Below are 18268 nucleotides of genomic sequence, written 5' to 3'. Positions count from 1 at the left end.
TATAAATGAATAAATAGTTTATAGTCTTGAAGCTTCGATTAAAACATAAGAAACCTCTAGAGGCATTTTTTAAGGGCTTTTCTGTAATGCTTAAGAGATTGATTACTAGAGATTAATAAATCAATCAAGTAAGAATTGCATATGTTTATCTTAAGTACCAAATCAGGGATGTTTTAATTTTTGGTCTGATAGTTGATAAGTAAGGTATTCAACATAAATTTAAATTCAATTATGAAAAAAGTTTTATTTTTTGCTGCAATAGCAGTATTAGGTTTTACAAGTGCCGAGGCACAAGTTAAATTAGGTTTTGGTGTTGGTTATGCTATACCGTCTGGAGACGTTGCCGACTTTACCGACGGTGGTCTCTCTGCACATTTCGAACTTGGATATGGCGTTACAGAGAACATCGATGTTTCTTTATTATATACCGGAGATTTCCTTATAGGATCAGAACTTACTGCAGGAAATGGACAAGCAAGTGTATCTGTAGGAAATGTTGCTGTAGCCACTTATATGGTAAACGGGCGCTATTATTTTACAGAATCAGGATTTAGACCTTATGGTAGTCTTGGTTTAGGTCTCGCATCGATTGGTGCTATCGAAGTAGATGGATCTTCGGCTGAGCTATCAGCAAGTACATCAAACTTTGCATTTCGTCCTGCTTTAGGATTTAAGTACGGGGTGCTTAATATGAATGCTGCGTATTTAAGCGCAGGTAAAACGGGAGAGGCTTCTGTAAATGATATTTCATTTAATATCGGATTGTTATTTACTTTTGGAGGACAGTAGTAGAAATTGTAAGTAATATTTCAAGAAAGGCGATCTACCCAGATCGCCTTTCTTATTTGTGTCCAGATTTTTAATACTCAGTTTGTCTTACAATTCGTTCCAACTTTTCGTAATGCTCATAAAGAACATGGTTTGGATTGCTAGGATTGTAAAGAATACTAATTCTCTCATAAACAATTGCTGGAGTTTCCCTTAAGAAATGATCTTCCTCAACGTTATAAGAATTCTCTATATTTGTTTTTTGCTCGAAATTATCATCATCGAAATACTCGTAAATAATTTTTTTTAATAGTACCACATCGTTTTCTTCCACTACAAATTGTCCGTACATGCTATTGCACAGTAAAAAACATAGAAGTAAGCCCCAAATTCTCATATTTTTTCTATTTCCTATAAAATTAACTGCTTCATGAATGTAAAAATGAAAACAGTTTGTTAAAAAGAAGCTATTAAAATCAATTGTTTGGAAGAATATTTCGGTACTTTAAAGTATTTATTCGCTTTTTAAAGATATAATGAGTTCTTAACAAGATTTAATTATGTTTTGTGGTACTTTTTTGATGAAAAGTGTATTGAAAAGTATTACAAAAACTATGTTAAAGTCCTAAAAATGATTTTTAACCCGATTGACCCAGAAAAGTGCTCTTTAGAGTATTTTCCTCTTTTCTTTGAATTCAATAAGAATTTATCATTTAATTTAGAAAAAAGAAACAATCTGAAAAAAAACAAGAAATTCCACCTTTAGATGATGGAACCGATTATTTTTTTACGTATTATTGTACTATCTAGTTAACGAAAGGGGCTACGGCCGACGATTTAGAGTTACTATTATGAAAACGGCAAATTTTATTTATTCAGAAGTTAGAGTTCAATCTTTGAACAAACCAAGTAACGTAGTTATACCAGCACGTCGTTTTCGTCGCCCCTAGGGGGTCTAATTTTCTTTTGAAGTAGGTGCGTCCTACTTCCCCGAGAGACATATTCCATTTTCGATGTAAATAAATTTTAATAATAGGGCTAATAGCTTTTGTATAATCATTTACAACACTCGAGTCTTTTTTCGGAATCCAATCATAAATTTTAATAATTAAACTATTTGATAAACGGAAACACGTTTATGAAACAGGTAGATATCATCATAGCCGACGAAAGTCACTTTAAGTACTCGCAAGAGATATGTGACGTTATATCAGACTCTGCCAAAGTCAGAGGAACAGGTATTGCAAGACGTACTCCAGAATATATCCATGCCAAAATGGAGAACAAAAATGCAATCATCGCCTTGTCTGGTGATCGATTTGCGGGATTTTGTTATATAGAGGTATGGGGTCACGAGAAATATGTAGCACATTCTGGATTGATAGTGCATCCCGATTTTAGAAATCAAGGTTTAGCAAAAAAGATTAAAGAGTTCACTTTTAATTACTCCTTGAAAAAGTATCCAGCGTCAAAGGTGTTTGGTATTACAACGGGATTGGCAGTAATGAAAATTAACTCGGATCTTGGATACAAACCTGTTACCTTTTCAGAACTCACCGATGATCCTAAATTCTGGGCTGGTTGTAAAACATGTACAAATTTTGATATTCTAACAGCGAAAGAATATAAAATGTGTCTTTGTACAGGGATGCTGTATGATCCCACAAAAAAATTAAAGAAAAAGGAAAAGTGGTTCAATAAGAAAATATTAAAAAGATTAAAGAATATTAAGCAGACAATGATCACGAGCAATAAACAATTGTTATTATGGAAAAAGTAGTATTGGCATATAGTGGAGGTTTAGATACTTCATACTGTGTAAAATACCTCATTCATGAAATGAATCTGGAAGTTCATACCATATTGGTAAATACCGGTGGATTTTCTGTAAAAGAATTAGAAGAAACAGAAAAGAGAGCTTATGAATTAGGGAGTGCAGATCACGTCAATAAAACTATATTAGATGAGTTTTATCAAAAGGCAATCAAGTACTTGATCTTTGGTAATGTACTAAAAAATAATACATATCCTCTTTCAGTAAGTGCAGAGCGAATTTTTCAGGCTATCGAGGTGATTAACTATGCCAAGAAAGTAGGGGCAAAATACATTGCACACGGTAGTACAGGAGCAGGTAATGATCAAATCAGATTTGATGTGATTTTTCAAACATTAGCCCCAGAGATTGAGATTATCACACCGATTAGAGATCTTAAACTTTCCCGCCAGGCAGAAGTGGAATACCTAGAAAATCACGGTGTGCATTATAGTTGGGAAAAAGCTCAATATTCGATCAACAAAGGAATTTGGGGAACAAGTGTCGGCGGTAAAGAAACCTTGACTTCCCATGATTCATTGCCAGAAGAAGCATATCCTAGTCAACTTCAAAATGAAAAAGAAGAGACTATCAAACTCAATTTTGAAAAAGGGGAATTGATAGGAGTAAACGGAGTTATAGAAAATCCCGTAAAAAATATTCAAAAACTGGAAGAACTAGCAAGTGCATTTGCCATTGGCCGAGATATTCATGTAGGGGATACCATTATAGGAATTAAAGGAAGAGTAGGATTTGAAGCGGCTGCACCCATAGTTATTATTAAAGCACATCACTTATTAGAAAAGCATGTTTTAACTAAATGGCAACAGTACTGGAAAGAGCAATTGGCCAATTGGTATGGCATGTTGTTGCACGAAGGTAATTATTTGGATCCGGTAATGAGAAATATTGAGGTTTTTATGGAGGACTCTCAAAAATCGGTAACAGGATCAGTAAAAGTTAAGTTAAAGCCATATCATTTTACTCTGGAAGGTATAGAGTCTGATTTTGATATGATGAAATCTGATTTTGGACAATATGGGGAGATGAACAACTCATGGACAGCCGATGATGCGAAAGGTTTTATTAAAATTTATGGAAATGCCAATAAAATTTATCACAATGTAAATTCAACTGAATCATGATAAAAGTAGGAATCATAGGAGGATCAGGATATACGGCAGGAGAGTTGTTAAGGTTACTTATTCACCATCCAAAAGTAGATCTAGATTTTGTTTACAGTACGACGAATGCTGGTATATCAATTCACAAACAACATCCAGATATGATAGGAGAAATCGATTTGAAATTTACCGATATGATAAATCCCAATGTGGATGTAGTGTTTTTGTGTTTGGGTCATGGAAAATCAAAGTCTTTCTTAAAAACTTATGATTTTTCTGAAAAAACTAAAGTAATAGATCTGGGAAATGATTTCAGATTGAAAAATGATCAAAGGTATTTGAATCGAGATTTTATTTATGGTCTGCCAGAATTACAAAAAGAAAGTATAAAATCTGCTCAAAACATCGCAAACCCAGGATGTTTTGCTACTGCAATTCAATTAGGATTGTTACCATTAGTTTCAGTTGGTAAACTTGTCGACACTGTTCATGTAAATGCAACAACAGGTAGTACTGGTGCAGGAGTGATGCCTGGTGCAACGACCCACTTCAGTTGGAGGGATAATAATTTTTCAAGTTATAAGATGTTTACCCATCAACATTTAGGAGAGATTGAACAAAGTATAACAGAATTACAAAGTGATTTCGAAACTACTATTTTCTTCATTCCAAATAGAGGGAATTTCAGTAAAGGAATCTATGCAACCATATATACGAAGTATGATGATGATGAACAGAAGGCTGTTGAATTATACAAAAAATTTTATAAGGATGCTGAGTTTACCGTAATCTCTGATGAGGAAATTCATCTGAAACAAGTTATAAATACCAACAAGTGTATCCTTCATATCTGTAAAAAGAAAGGAATGCTAATCATAACATCGATACTTGATAATTTGATCAAAGGAGCTTCCGGACAGGCAATTCACAATATGAATTTGATGTTCGGATTAGAAGAAAAAACAGGATTAGAATTAAAAGCAAGTGCTTTTTAACATTGATGTCACACTGAGCTTGTCGAAGTGTACCTCAAAAATACAAATATTGTGGGTCTTCGACAGGCCCAGACTGACAAAATAGAAGACAAAATGAACAAAATAACAATCATAGGAGGAGGGAACTTAGGTAAATCGATTATTTATGGTCTGGCAAATAGTGATTTGTTTGAAGCGAAAAATATCACAGTAGTTGATAAGTCAAAGCATAATCTAGAAGAGGTAGCAGAAAAATTTGGTGTTTCGACATCGCAAGATATAGTAACCTCGATAAAACAAGTAAAATGGGTTATCCTTTGTGTACAACCAAGACAACTAAATGCTGTTTTACAAGAAATTACAGATATCGTTACTAACGATCAGATATTAATTTCTACAGTAACAGGCACGTCAATGGCAGAGATCAATGAGGTGGTACCAAATAATACCGTAATACGAGTAATGCCCAATACTGGCGCGGCTAAAAGGCTGTCTATGACTTGTATTTCGGCAAGTGAGGATGCGAGAGAAGAACTCGATTTTGTAGAAAAAATGTTTAATACCATCGGAAAAACTCTGGTTATTGAAGAGCGATTAATGCAAGCTGCTACAGTTTTAGGGGCCAGTGGAATCGCATTTTTTTTAAGATTTCTAAGAGCGATGATTCAAGGTGGCATACAAATGGGATTTCATCCACATGAAGCTCAAATTATAGCTGTGCAAACTGCTATTGGAGCAGCAACATTGGTTGCAGAAAATGATACTCATCCTGAGCGTGAGATAGATAAAGTGACCACACCGCAAGGATGTACTATAGAAGGCTTGAATGAAATGGAACATCAAGGGCTAAGTTCTTCGGTAATAAAAGGAGTAATGGCGTCTTATGAAAAAATAAACACTATAAAATAGATCCCTCTACCTCTGGGAGAGGATTGGGGTGAGGGCTTTTTAGTCAGAATTTTAATTATAAATATTATGAAATTATTTGATGTATATCCATTATATAAGGTAGAGCCCGTAAAGGCTTACGGTAGCACTGTGATTGATAAAAACGGAACAGAATACCTGGACTTATACGGCGGTCATGCGGTGATTTCGATTGGTCATTCACATCCTCATTATGTTAAAAGGTTAAAAGAACAAGTAGATAAAATAGGGTTTTATTCTAATGCGGTTCAAAATAGTTTGCAAAATCAATTGGCCCAAAAGCTTGGGGAACTCTCAGGATACAATGATTATCAATTGTTTTTATGCAATTCAGGAGCTGAAGCCAATGAGAATGCATTAAAGCTAGCTTCATTTTATACAGAAAAATCAAGAATTATTGCGTTCAATAATGCCTTTCATGGTAGAACCTCTGCAGCAGTAGCAGTTACAGATAATCCAAGAATCAATGCACCACTCAACAAGCAGCAAAATGTAACCTTTTTACCACTAAACCAGATAGAGTTAGTAAAAGCAGAATTGGCAAAAGAAGATGTATGTGCTTTGATTATAGAACCTATCCAGGGTGTGGGCGGATTAGATGAAGGTACAACAGCCTTTTTTCAAGAAGTAGAGCAGCTATGTCAGGAATTTAAAGCGGTTTTGATTTTGGATGAAGTCCAATCAGGATACGGAAGAACAGGGAAATTCTTTGCACATCAATATCATGGCATCACCCCCGATATTATTGCTATAGCAAAAGGTATGGGTAACGGCTTCCCGGTAGGAGGCATTATGATTGCTCCACACATAGAACCAAGCTACGGATTGTTGGGAACTACCTTTGGTGGAAATCATCTGGCATGTGCAGCAGCATTATCAGTACTGGAAGTCATTAAAACTGAAAACTTGATCGATAATGCAAGGTTAACAGGGGATTACTTTTTATCGCAGATCTATGGTCTTTCCGGACTGAAAAAAATAAAAGGAAGAGGGCTAATGCTCGGTTTAGAATTTGATTTTGAAGTAGCCGAATTAAGAAGGAAGCTCATTTGTGATCAACATATTTTTACAGGAGGCGCTATGAATAAAAAACTGCTCAGGATACTTCCACCACTTACTATAGGAAAGAAGGAAATAGATCAATTTATAAAAGCATTGCAAAGTGTCTTAAAGAGCCAAAAAGTAGGATTATGAGTATACAATTGAGTTTAGAACAGAGAAATTCAGTACTGCACAACATGGCTACTCTTGTACATCAAAAGAGCGAGTTGATCATCAATGCTAACCAGAAAGACCTTGACGCATACTCGGGTAATGACAAGGCGATGTACGATCGGTTAGAAGTAGATCAAAACAAGATTAAAGGAATGATCTCTTCACTTCAGCAACTAACAGAACTGGATGATCCGGTTGGAGTAGAAAGATTTAGGTTTGTACATGATAACGGAATGAAAGTGACTAATAAAACTGCATCTTTTGGCACCATATTGATTATTTATGAGTCCAGGCCAGATGTTACCATAGAGGCAACAGGAATAGCTTTTAAATCTGGAAATAAGATTTTACTTAAAGGAGGTAAAGAATCTATCCATTCTAATTTGGAAATCGTCAAGCTTTGGCATCAGGCACTTTCTGAAAATAATATAACTACCAATTGGGTACAATACTTGAACTATAATAGGACAGAGACTCAGGCATTTCTCGAAAAACCAACTCAAAAAGTAGATTTGATAGTGCCGCGAGGAGGAGAGAAATTAATTGATTTTGTAAAAACCCATGCTACGTGCCCTGTAATCGTTAGCGGAAGAGGAAACAACTTTGTATATGTTCATAAAGAAGCTGATAGAGGTTTGGCATTGGATAATATCATTAACGGAAAAACAGATAAAATCTCTGCTTGTAATGCGATAGATAAGGTGTTGATTGACAAAAACCTTCCCAATAAAGAGGATTTTGTGAGAAACTTGATCACCACCCTTAAAAATTATAACGTAGAGATCCTCGGTGATGAATCATTGTCAAAGTATGAGGAAGTAAAACAAATCAAAGCTGATTCTGTTTGGTACGAAGAATTTTTAGATTATAAAATTGTATTGGGGGAAACCGAAAGTAATGTTGATGCAATTACAAAAATTAATCAGTACAGTGGAGGACATTCTGCAGCAATTATTACAAGAAACAAAAAGGAGGCTGAATCGTTCATGTCATCAGTAGACTGTGCAGCAGTGTATCACAATGCATCTACCAGGTTTACAGATGGATTTCAGCTTGGATTAGGAGGAGAGTTAGCAATAAGCACAGATAAATTGCACCAGAGAGGTCCAATAGGACTACAACATTTGGTGACTAATAAATGGTATATACATGGCGACGGGCAAATCAGATAAAAAAAGGATTGTTCTAAAGATAGGATCTAACACCCTGACAAAGGGAACCGACCAGATCTCTAGAGGTAAGATCGAAGATATTGGTAGGCAAATAGTGGCACTACAGGATATTTATGAATTTGTAATTGTAAGTTCAGGAGCCATAGCTGTGGCAAAGCAGTTTGTTAATTTAGAAAGTACTGGAAAAGAAATTAATGTAAAGCAGGCACTCGCATCTATTGGTCAGCCTCATTTGATGAGAATATTTCAAGAAAGCTTCAGAGATCTAGGTTTATTAACCTCACAGTGTTTACTCTCATATTCTGATTTTGAAAGAGAGCAATCTAAAAAGAATATCGTAAATACTATTAATGTGCTGGTTGCCAATAATTACATACCCATTATAAACGAAAATGATACGGTGGCTATAGACGAAATTCAATTTGGGGATAATGATAAGTTAGCTGGCCTAACAGCAGCATTATTACATGTAGATTTACTAGTAATTGCTACAAATACAGATGGAATTTGTACCAAAGAATCTGTAGAGAATGATACATATCAGACTATTCAGGAAGTAGCAGATATTGAATCGCTTGAAAATGAAGTAGCACCTTTAATTTCTTCTCATGGTACGGGCGGAATGAAATCAAAGATTGAAGCAGCTCAAATAGCACAAAAGGAAGCAATAGAGACTTGGATTGTAAACGGGCTTACAGATAATTTTTTAATAAAAGCAATTGAAAATAAAATTTCATTTACAAGAATTTGCAGAGAAAATAAAAAAGAGAAAATAAACTTAAAATGAAGAATTATTTTTCCATAAAAGATATAGATTCTATAGAAAACTGGGTTAATGAGGCAATTGAATTGAAGAAAAATCCATTAGCAAATAAAACACTGGGTACAGATAAAACAATTGGACTTCTTTTTTTTAACCCTAGCCTTCGTACACGTTTAAGCACCCAGAAAGCAGCTACGAATCTTGGAATGAATGTGATTGTCATGAATTTTACAGGCGAAGGATGGTCACTAGAATATGATGATGGTGCAGTCATGGACCAGGGAACCTCAGAGCATGTAAAAGAAGCGGCTCAGGTCGTTTCTCAATACTGCGATGTATTGGCAATTCGTGCTTTTGCAAAATTAAAAAACAGAGAAGACGATTATAACGAAAAAGTGTTACAAAGCTTCATAAAGTATGCTACTATACCGGTTATTAATATGGAAAGCGCTACAGGCCATCCTTTGCAGGCATTAACCGATGCCATAACAATTATCGAACATAAAAAGAAAAATAAACCAAAGGTTGTATTATCATGGGCACCGCATCCTAAAGCTTTACCCCAGGCCGTTGCTAATTCTTTTGTAGAGATGATGCAACGTATGGAAGCAGATTTCGTAATTACTCACCCTGTCGGATATGAGTTAGCCAGCGAAATTACGAAAGGGGTATCTATTGATTACAACCAGAAAAATGCATTTAAAGACGCGGATTTTATATACGTAAAAAATTGGAGTTCCTATGAAGATTACGGTAAAGTGAGTGAGGATAAAAGTTGGAAGATTACTGAAGAAAAAATGAAGCAAACCAATAATGCAAAGTTTATGCATTGTTTGCCGGTTAGAAGAAATGTTGTTGTTGATGATGCAGTACTTGATAAGGAAAACTCAATAGTTATAGAGCAAGCAAATAATAGAACATATGCTGCCCAGCTAGTATTAAAGAAAATATTGGAAAGTAAATAAGTGATTTAAAACTACTATACCAAAGTTCCCTATCCTTGTTGAGAAGGCTAGGGTGAGGTGTAATTTAGAAAGAAATGAAACAACAACAAATATTAGTAGCCAAAATTGGTGAGGACCGAACGTTAAGAAAATGTCTCGCAGACATTTTTAGTGAATGGGCCAGCTGGCGGGTTGGCATTATGAATTTATAGTTCAGTTTTATGAAGAAAAGGAAATTATTAGTAGCCAAAATAGGAGGAAATATAATAGAAAATCAAGATTCTTTAAATTCTTTCTTATCTGATTTCGCTAAAATTAAACAACCAAAAATTCTGGTGCATGGCGGAGGGAAATCTGCTACAAATCTCGCTATGAGGTTGGGGGTAAGGACAGAAATGATCGATGGACGAAGAATAACTTCAGTAGAGAATCTTGAAATAGTAGTAAAGACTTATGCCGGGTTGTTGAATAAAAAAATAGTAGCGAGTTTACAAAAACACAATTGTAATGCCTTAGGTCTTACGGGATCAGATGCTAATGTGATTTTGGCAGAAAAAAGACCAGTACAGTTTATTGACTATGGATATGTAGGTGACGTGATCAATGTAAATGCTGATACCATAAAAGAGTTTTTGGAGTTGGGAATAACCCCGGTGTTTTGTGCAGTAACTCATGATGGTAACGGACAATTATTGAACACCAATGCAGATACTATAGCTTCTGAAATTGCCTCAGCAATGGGAGACCATTATGAAGTTTCTCTATTCTATTGTTTTGAACTTAAAGGAGTTTTAGAAGACATAGGTGATAAAGACTCTGTAATAGAACACATTAATTTAGAAAAATATAACAAATTGATTGAGGCCAAAATAATCGCAGACGGCATGCTTCCGAAGCTCCAGAATTGTTTTGACGCACTACAAAAAAAAGTAAGTGAAGTACATATCGCAAATGCAGAATTTATTAAAGATCAAACAACCAAACATACGACGTTGAGTTTATAAAAATGATAGAACAACTTACAAATAAAGCTATTGAGCTTTTACAACAACTGATTGAGACACCATCTTTTTCAACAGAAGAGGATAAAACGGCACAGCTGATCGAGAATTGGTTTAAGCAATACGCAATTCCTTTTGAGAGGGAGAATAATAATATATGGGCCTACAACAAACATTTTCATGAATCCAAACCCACTATTTTATTAAATTCTCATCACGATACCGTAAAACCAAACGGCAATTACACGAATGATCCTTTTAAAGCTTTTGTACAAGATGGTAAATTATTTGGTTTGGGAAGTAATGATGCAGGAGGCTGCTTAGTTTCACTCATGGCAACATTTACCCATTTTTATCATCAAGAAGACTTAAAGTACAATTTTGTAATTGTTGCTTCAGCAGAAGAAGAAAATAGTGGTCCATTAGGATTAAAAAGTGTATTAAAATATTTTGAAAATGTCGAATTTGCAATTGTAGGTGAGCCTACTTTAATGCAATTAGCCGTGGCAGAAAAAGGACTCTTAGTATTAGACGTTTCAATAAATGGAACGTCAAGTCATGCTGCACACCCAAATGACGATAATTCTATATATAATGCACTAGAGGTTATAGAATGGTTTAAAAATTATCAATTTAAAAAAGAATCAGACACTCTAGGTGAGGTAAAAATGACGATAACCCAGGTGAATGCAGGAAATCAGCATAATGTAGTCCCTTCACATTGTGATCTGGTCGTGGATATAAGGGTCAATGATAAATATAAAAATGAAGAGGTATTAGAAATTGTAAAGAAAGCAATGCCCAAAAATGTTAATGTAAAACCAAGATCCTTGGATTTAGGCTCTTCTTCAATTCCGGTAGAACATCCAATTGTAAAATCAGGAGTCGCCCTGGGGAGAACCACTTACGGCTCACCAACATTATCTGATCAATCGGTTTTAAGTTGCCCATCTTTAAAACTTGGACCTGGAGATTCTACCAGATCACACTCGGCAAATGAGTTTATTTATATAAATGAGATTAAAGAAGGAATAGTATTGTATATAAAGATTTTAGAAGGAATAGTTTGAAGTATAAATAGATAATAAATAATAAGATAATGAAACTTTGGGATAAAGGTTTACCAACCGATCAAAAGATAGACATGTTTACCGTAGGTAAAGACAGGCAATTGGATTTGGTACTTGCTAAGTACGATGTGAAAGCGACATTAGCGCATGCATTAATGCTACATAAAATAAACCTTCTTTCTAATGAAGATATATCAAGTATTAAGAAAGAATTGAGCAACTTGAAGAACGAAATTGAAAATAGCACCTTTATCATTGAAGATAAGTTTGAAGATGTCCATTCTAAAATCGAATTTGAGTTGACTAAAAGAATTGGGGATGCAGGCAAACGTATTCATACGGCTAGATCGCGCAATGACCAGGTGCTAGTCGCGATGCATTTGTATTTGAAAGACGAATTGTCCCAGATTAAATCCTTAGTTAAAGATTTGTCAAAAGATTTATTGATTTCAGCAGAGAAATATAAGAATATTTTGTTACCAGGCTATACACATTTGCAAATTGCAATGCCATCATCTTTTGGTTTGTGGTTTTCAGCCTATGCAGAAAGCTTCGTAGATGATTTATATTTTGTGAATGCAGCTTTAGAAGTTGTAGATCAGAATCCATTGGGCAGTGCAGCAGGATATGGTAGTTCTTTTCCGATAGATCGAGAATTTACTACAAAAGAATTAGGTTTCAAAACCTTAAAATATAATGTAGTTGCAGCACAAATGAGTCGGGGGAAATCTGAAAAATCTACTGCTTTTGCAATGAGTAGTGTTGCTGGTACACTCTCAAAGTTGGCCATGGATGTTTGTTTGTATATGAGTCAGAATTTTGACTTTATGAGTATTCCGTCAGAGTTTACCACGGGATCGAGTATTATGCCGCATAAAAAGAATCCGGATGTTTTCGAATTAATTAGAGCAAAATGTAATAAGATTCAAGCACTACCATATGAACTTACTTTATTGACCAACAATTTGCCAAGCGGTTATCATAGAGATTTACAATTACTTAAAGAAGGTATCGTACCTGCTATCCAGGATTTGAAAGCGTCTTTAGAAATGGCAATGTATGCGCTAAAAAATGTTACAGTAAACAAAAATATTTTAGAAGATGAAAAGTATGATTATTTGTTTAGTGTAGACACATTGAACACTTTGGTGATGAATGGGATGTCGTTTAGAGATGCTTATTTGAAAATTGGGAAAGATATAGAAAGTTCAAATTATAAGCCCGAAAAAAATACTAGGCACAGTCACCTGGGTAGCATTAATAATTTATGTCTTGAAAATATAGAAGAAAAGCTGAAGCAAGTTTAATGAGACTTTGCTTTCAGGAGCGAAAGCGAATTGAAAGTAAATAGCCGAATTAAATCCCGAACTCGTTTCGGGATCAGTCAAAAAGAAGCTGAAAATTTAAAAATATCAAAAAGAAGCTGAAGCAAGTTTAATTGAGTGTAAGTTGAGTTAGTTTAATTTTTTGGCTTCAGCCTAGACCCTCAGCGGAGTTGTTAACCGCTGGGGGTTGTTTTTTTTACGATAAGAAACTCACATTATTTAGAATTATTATGGCAAACTGGAAACCCTCTCAGAAAACCTGGCAGGTACTTCTGTACAACTGGAATGCCCTCTGGATTTCGGTGAGCATAAACGGTTGCACCTGAATGCTGTTTACAGTCCCGATATATATTTTTAGTACAATTGAAGTAGCCTAAGGTATTTTGGAGGAAGGTTACCTTATTTTTTTAATCTTGGATTATGCATTAAAATTTCGTTATGAAGCTTTGAGATATAATAAATAGGATGTTTTTTTATTCTAAGAAATTTTTCGAGGCTCTGCCCTGGAGTTTCAGGTTTACCTTTCCTTTGGAGAGGTCAGAACTGCCATTTTTGGCAGTTCTGGGTGAGGAAAAATAAAAGTTCAAAATAGTTCACCAAGAGGTTAGCAATAACGCTAAAGCTATTTACACATAAAAACCTATATTTATCATAAAGAATCACAAAAATGAAAATCACCTGTTTCGGAGAAGTACTTTGGGATATATTTCCAGAACATAAAAAAATAGGAGGAGCACCACTTAATGTGGCTTTACGACTCAAAAGTATAGGGGTTGATTCTTCAATTATTACTAAAATCGGAAACGATGATTTGGGCAACGATATCAAAGCCTATGTAGAGGATAGAGAGTTACCTACGCATACCTTTCAGGTAGATAAGAAGTATAAAACCGGAGAAGTTCTGGTAACACTGGATCATGAAAATACCGCTACTTATGAAATAAGCGGACCCGTCGCCTGGGATTTTATAGAGTATTCCGAAAAGATCTCAAATGAAGTGCAACAGTCTGATGCCATAATTTATGGAAGTTTAGCAAGTAGACATGAAGTTTCCAGAAATACATTGCTCAAATTATTAGATAGCGCCAGGTTTAAAATATTAGATATAAATCTTAGACCGCCGCATTATAATGCAACGCTTCTTTTAGAATTAATGCAAAAAGCAGATTTTATAAAACTAAATGATGAAGAGTTAGAGGAAATTTGTACTCATTTTGATATCGCTAAAAATGTGCTCGAAGACCAGGTTAAAGCAATCTCTGAATATACAGATACAAATCAAATTTGTATTACTAAAGGTAGAAAGGGAGCCACTTTATTTTATAACAATACTTTTTACTACAATTTGGGGTATGAAGTAAAAGTTGTGGATACTGTAGGAGCAGGCGATTCTTTTTTAGCCACCTTGATTTCAGAATTGCTTAGTGGAAGGAATTCGCAAGACGCACTTGACTATGCCTGCGTCATCGGGGCAATGGTAGCAGGTAGTGAAGGCGCTAACCCGACATTTACTCAAGAGGAGGTCACAAAATTCATAGAAGATCAATGAAAATCAAAAAGGTATTGATAAAGATTGAGTTATAAGCTATTGTAGTATATTTATTACAATCACACAACCATTTTTGATATGGCAGCAAAGAAAATTAGTCGTAGACAGGCATTAAAGAATGTATCTATAGGAATAGGAGCAATTAGTATGACTGGATCTGTTTTGGCCAGTAATATTAGAAATGAAGAAAAAAGCCCGGGCAATAAACAAGCAGTTACTTTAAAAGGTAATATCAATCATTCTGCATGTAGATGGTGCTATCAAAAAATTCCATTGCAAGAATTTGCTCGAAAAGGAAAAGAGATAGGGTTGAAAGCAATAGATCTATTAAAACCAGAGGAGTGGAAAATTGTTCAGGATTCAGGTTTGAAGTGTTCATTGGCTACCGATTCCTTTGCCAGTATCTCCCATGGATTTAATGACCCTAAGAATCATCAAAAATTGCAGCAACAGTATCTTGAACTTATTTCCAAAGCTTCACATGTCGGGATAAAGCAAGTTATTGTATTCTCTGGGAATCGTAATGGTATGTCAGATGAAGAAGGATGGGAGCAATGTGCAAAAGGATTGGATCCATTAGTAAAACATGCAGAGAAAAACGATGTCACTCTAATTATGGAATTGCTAAATAGTAAAGTCGATCATAAGGATTATCAATGTGATCACACTCCTTGGGGTGTGGCTTTAGTCGATAAGATTGGATCTCCAAATTTTAGACTACTGTATGATATCTACCATATGCAGATTATGGAAGGAGATATTATCGCTACCATTAGAAAGTATAAGGATTACTTTGCACATTACCATACTGGAGGTGTTCCCGGGAGAAATGAAATAAATGACAATCAGGAGCTCAATTATCCTGCAATTATGAAGGCAATTGTTGATACAGGTTTCAAAGGGTATGTGGCTCAGGAATTTATCCCAACTTATGATAATAAACTAAAAGCTTTACAAGAGGGTATCACGATCTGTGATATTTAATAATTTAAGGAACTAGTTTTTTAAGATCATCAACTACATTGATATTATGTCTTAGACTTGCATATAGAATAAAAAGTACAAAAATTGCAACCGTAAAACCAAAAAGAGTACCATTCTTACTGGTGCTCGAGAATCTTTTTGAAGTTTTTAAGTACGCTTGGGAGAGTTTCTTAGTGTATTTGGTTACCAAGGCAAATGCAGGAGCGAATATGAGTACCACAATAGCCATGTCAATGATCACCAAAAGATATCCATCTTGTTCAATATGTTTTTTGACATATTTTATAATGTGTTCATTAATTAAAGCTGCACAAAGAACAGCAACTGCATAAATAGCGTATTGGGTCAGTTTTTTATTATTCATCGGGTCGTAATCTATTTTTTTAAAGCGGAAAAGCTACTAAAACTATCGGGTTATATCAAGATTTCATGACAAGAAAACGTCTTGGACAGTATTTTTAGTATAGCTCAAAACCAATGAATACAATAAATTTTTAAGAATTTACTTGTTATTTATTCATAAAAAATAATATTTACTTAAAAATTTTATTGCTAAATTAATATATTTATGCTAAATAAATATATATGGAAATTAAAACATGCCCTAATTGCGGTTCAGCTAAATATATAAAGAGTGGAATAGTGAATAACAGACAGCGATTTAAGTGTAAATCGTGCAGTTATTTTTTTTCTGTAAATAAGATTGGAAAAAAAATTGACGATTACTATGTTAATAAAGCGTTACAGTTATACTTAGAAGGGTTAACGTATCGAGAAATAGAACGAATTTTGGGCATTTCTCATGTAAGTATTATGAATTGGGTAAAAAAATACAACATAAAAAGACCTTATAACGCCAATTATCATCCTACTTACAAAATTTTAAGCGCTTCAGAATTATCTAATTATTTTCAAAATGTTAACAATTTGTCAGGAGCAGGTGTTGTGGTTACTGAGCTTGGAGATAAGTTTATGCTCATAAAATGGGAACGTTTTAGAGATTAGATATATTAAATTAACAAATAAGTATATTAGTTTTTTGTTAACTCATACTTTTTAAGAGATTAGTAGTGCACACAGTATCAAATTAATACTAATCTTAATTTTTTAAAACTCTATGAGAAAACAACTAATTCTACTGTTTGGTTTAACTTTTTTTACCTTACAGTTTACGTATTCACAAGGATCACCAGATTATACTGGTGGACTAAAAGTGAAACTCAACGAAGAGGGATCAAAATACTTTAGGATCATTTCATGGGCACAATTCTGGGCACGATATCAGGATGAGGTACCAGACGATGTTAGTAATACCAGTATGAGCATTCGAAGAGCTCGAATTCTTACATATGCACAGATCAACAAGGATTTCTTAATTCTTACACATTTCGGATTAAACAGTTTGAACGGAAATAACCAAAGTCCTCTGGGATTTGGCGAGGAGTCTCAATTGTTCTTTCACGATGTTTGGGTACAATATAGTATTGGCAAAAACCATGTGGTTGGAGGCGGCCTCCATTACTGGAACGGGATCTCTCGTCTTAATAACCAAAGCACACTTAACATCATGACTTTAGATAATAATCGCCAGTCCTGGGCAACTATTGGACTGTCAGACCAGTTTGCCCGTCATATAGGAATTTTTGCCAAAGGAGCCTTTGGTAAATTACAATATCGTGTTTCGGTGAACGAATCTGGGACTAACAACCTTCAGGAAACCGTCGCCGCACCTATAGCTGGTGAATCTGCTGTTTACGCAGGTAGAAGATTATTAGGATCCAAAGATGCTGGAAAAAACTTTGCAGGATATTTTGATTATAATTTCCTCGACCAGGAATCTAACTTTTTGCCATATAAAGTAGGATCATACATAGGTGGTAAGAAGATTTTTAATGTAGGTGCTGGATTCTTCTTTCATCCAAACGGGAGTGTAATCGCTAACTCAACCGGAGAACTAGAAGGCGAAGACGTGGCAATATTTGCTGTCGATGCTTTCTACGATGCTCCTTTAGGTGAAAACGGCTCTGCTATTACGGCGTATGCTACCTATCAAAATAATGACTACGGAGAAAATTTTACCTTAGGACAGACCTACGAGACCGGTTCTATGATTTATGGTCATGTAGGATATGTGATTCCAAATGACAACAAGAAAACTAAGTTTCAACCTTATGCGTCCTTTAACACCAGATCGATTGATGCAATAGATGATAATGCTACGACCTTTGGAGTTGGAGCGAATGCATATTTCAGCGGGCACAATTCTAAAATAACATTAGAATATTTGAATACAAAATATGGGGATAACGATGCACAAAGCTTTCTTACTCTTCAAGCAATGATTTACTTATAAAATTAAACTTATGACAGATAAACAAAAAGCAGTCGCTTACTGGAAAGAAAACCTTAAGTATCTGGTAATTCTATTAACAATTTGGTTCCTGGTTTCTTATGGAGCAGGAATATTGTTTAAAGATGCATTAAATAATATTCGATTAGGAGGATTCAAATTAGGGTTCTGGTTTGCTCAACAAGGTTCTATTTATGTTTTTGTAATACTCATTTTTGTGTATGTACGATTGATGAATAAACTGGATAAAAAATATGGTTACGATGAGTAATCTTAATACTAACCAAAA

At 34.8% G+C, this 18268-nt stretch carries 19 protein-coding genes; 17 read left to right on the top strand and 2 right to left on the bottom strand.

Going from position 1 to position 18268, the window contains the following annotated elements; translation table 11 throughout:
* The first annotated feature begins 231 nt into the window (after nucleotides 1-231).
* Nucleotides 232-789, top strand: a complete 558-nt coding sequence (locus ACFSJT_RS16035; RefSeq protein WP_378321347.1) for an outer membrane beta-barrel protein — start codon at nucleotides 232-234, stop codon at nucleotides 787-789.
* A 70-nt stretch (nucleotides 790-859) separates the two neighbouring features.
* Here ACFSJT_RS16035 and ACFSJT_RS16030 read toward each other — a convergent pair whose 3' ends face one another.
* A complete protein-coding gene (locus ACFSJT_RS16030; protein ID WP_378321346.1) occupies nucleotides 860-1165 on the bottom strand; it encodes a hypothetical protein in 306 nt (101 codons plus the stop codon).
* Nucleotides 1166-1906: 741 nt separating this feature from the next.
* Here ACFSJT_RS16030 and ACFSJT_RS16025 point away from each other — a divergent pair.
* From ACFSJT_RS16025 to ACFSJT_RS15965, 13 genes are all read left to right on the top strand, one after another.
* Nucleotides 1907-2548, top strand: coding sequence for a GNAT family N-acetyltransferase (locus tag ACFSJT_RS16025; protein ID WP_378321345.1), 642 nt, complete (start codon nucleotides 1907-1909; stop codon nucleotides 2546-2548).
* Nucleotides 2536-3726 (top strand): argininosuccinate synthase, encoded by a 1191-nt coding sequence (locus ACFSJT_RS16020; protein ID WP_378321344.1) that lies wholly within the window; start codon nucleotides 2536-2538, stop codon nucleotides 3724-3726. Before ACFSJT_RS16025 ends, ACFSJT_RS16020 begins: the two co-directional genes overlap by 13 nt.
* The gene (argC, locus tag ACFSJT_RS16015; RefSeq protein ID WP_378321343.1) at nucleotides 3723-4700 is read left to right on the top strand and encodes an N-acetyl-gamma-glutamyl-phosphate reductase; all 978 of its coding nucleotides are present in this window, start codon (nucleotides 3723-3725) and stop codon (nucleotides 4698-4700) included. Before ACFSJT_RS16020 ends, argC begins: the two co-directional genes overlap by 4 nt.
* 93 nt (nucleotides 4701-4793) lie before the next feature.
* On the top strand, nucleotides 4794-5588 hold the full coding sequence (proC, locus tag ACFSJT_RS16010) for a pyrroline-5-carboxylate reductase (protein ID WP_378321342.1): 795 nt from the start codon (nucleotides 4794-4796) through the stop codon (nucleotides 5586-5588).
* A gap of 66 nt (nucleotides 5589-5654) precedes the next feature.
* Nucleotides 5655-6800 (top strand): aspartate aminotransferase family protein, encoded by a 1146-nt coding sequence (locus ACFSJT_RS16005; RefSeq protein ID WP_378321341.1) that lies wholly within the window; start codon nucleotides 5655-5657, stop codon nucleotides 6798-6800.
* Nucleotides 6797-7993: a glutamate-5-semialdehyde dehydrogenase gene (locus ACFSJT_RS16000; protein WP_378321340.1), complete on the top strand. Its 1197-nt coding sequence runs from the start codon at nucleotides 6797-6799 to the stop codon at nucleotides 7991-7993. Before ACFSJT_RS16005 ends, ACFSJT_RS16000 begins: the two co-directional genes overlap by 4 nt.
* Nucleotides 7971-8780, top strand: coding sequence for a glutamate 5-kinase (gene proB / locus ACFSJT_RS15995; RefSeq protein WP_378321339.1), 810 nt, complete (start codon nucleotides 7971-7973; stop codon nucleotides 8778-8780). Before ACFSJT_RS16000 ends, proB begins: the two co-directional genes overlap by 23 nt.
* A complete protein-coding gene (locus tag ACFSJT_RS15990; protein WP_378321338.1) occupies nucleotides 8777-9721 on the top strand; it encodes an N-acetylornithine carbamoyltransferase in 945 nt (314 codons plus the stop codon). Before proB ends, ACFSJT_RS15990 begins: the two co-directional genes overlap by 4 nt.
* Nucleotides 9722-9921: 200 nt before the next feature.
* Entirely contained in the window at nucleotides 9922-10704 is a 783-nt protein-coding gene (gene argB / locus ACFSJT_RS15985; RefSeq protein ID WP_378321337.1) for an acetylglutamate kinase, read from the top strand.
* Between the two features lie 2 nt (nucleotides 10705-10706).
* Nucleotides 10707-11771, top strand: a complete 1065-nt coding sequence (locus ACFSJT_RS15980) for a M20 family metallo-hydrolase (protein WP_378321336.1) — start codon at nucleotides 10707-10709, stop codon at nucleotides 11769-11771.
* A 29-nt stretch (nucleotides 11772-11800) separates the two neighbouring features.
* Entirely contained in the window at nucleotides 11801-13078 is a 1278-nt protein-coding gene (gene argH, locus ACFSJT_RS15975; RefSeq protein WP_378321335.1) for an argininosuccinate lyase, read from the top strand.
* Between the two features lie 685 nt (nucleotides 13079-13763).
* A complete protein-coding gene (locus tag ACFSJT_RS15970) occupies nucleotides 13764-14645 on the top strand; it encodes a carbohydrate kinase family protein (RefSeq protein WP_378321333.1) in 882 nt (293 codons plus the stop codon).
* A gap of 78 nt (nucleotides 14646-14723) precedes the next feature.
* The gene (locus ACFSJT_RS15965; protein WP_378321331.1) at nucleotides 14724-15629 is read left to right on the top strand and encodes a hydroxypyruvate isomerase family protein; all 906 of its coding nucleotides are present in this window, start codon (nucleotides 14724-14726) and stop codon (nucleotides 15627-15629) included.
* Between the two features lie 4 nt (nucleotides 15630-15633).
* Here the strand turns inward: ACFSJT_RS15965 and ACFSJT_RS15960 are convergent, their stop codons facing one another.
* Nucleotides 15634-15993, bottom strand: a complete 360-nt coding sequence (locus ACFSJT_RS15960) for a hypothetical protein (protein ID WP_378321330.1) — start codon at nucleotides 15991-15993, stop codon at nucleotides 15634-15636.
* Between the two features lie 221 nt (nucleotides 15994-16214).
* Here ACFSJT_RS15960 and ACFSJT_RS15955 point away from each other — a divergent pair, with 221 nt between their 5' ends.
* The 3 genes from ACFSJT_RS15955 (at nucleotide 16215) to ACFSJT_RS15945 (ending at nucleotide 18250) form a co-directional block, all read left to right on the top strand.
* Nucleotides 16215-16634: a transposase-like zinc-binding domain-containing protein gene (locus tag ACFSJT_RS15955; protein ID WP_378321328.1), complete on the top strand. Its 420-nt coding sequence runs from the start codon at nucleotides 16215-16217 to the stop codon at nucleotides 16632-16634.
* 112 nt (nucleotides 16635-16746) lie between these two features.
* A complete protein-coding gene (locus tag ACFSJT_RS15950) occupies nucleotides 16747-17982 on the top strand; it encodes a hypothetical protein (RefSeq protein ID WP_378321327.1) in 1236 nt (411 codons plus the stop codon).
* A 10-nt stretch (nucleotides 17983-17992) separates the two neighbouring features.
* Nucleotides 17993-18250 (top strand): DUF4212 domain-containing protein, encoded by a 258-nt coding sequence (locus tag ACFSJT_RS15945; protein WP_378321325.1) that lies wholly within the window; start codon nucleotides 17993-17995, stop codon nucleotides 18248-18250.
* Nucleotides 18251-18268: the final 18 nt, after the last annotated feature.

Source organism: Aquimarina celericrescens (assembly GCF_042682765.1).
GTDB lineage: Bacteria > Bacteroidota > Bacteroidia > Flavobacteriales > Flavobacteriaceae > Aquimarina > Aquimarina celericrescens.
The sequence above is the reverse complement of the archived record's forward strand: the minus strand, read 5'-3'. Positions and strand labels throughout refer to the sequence as shown.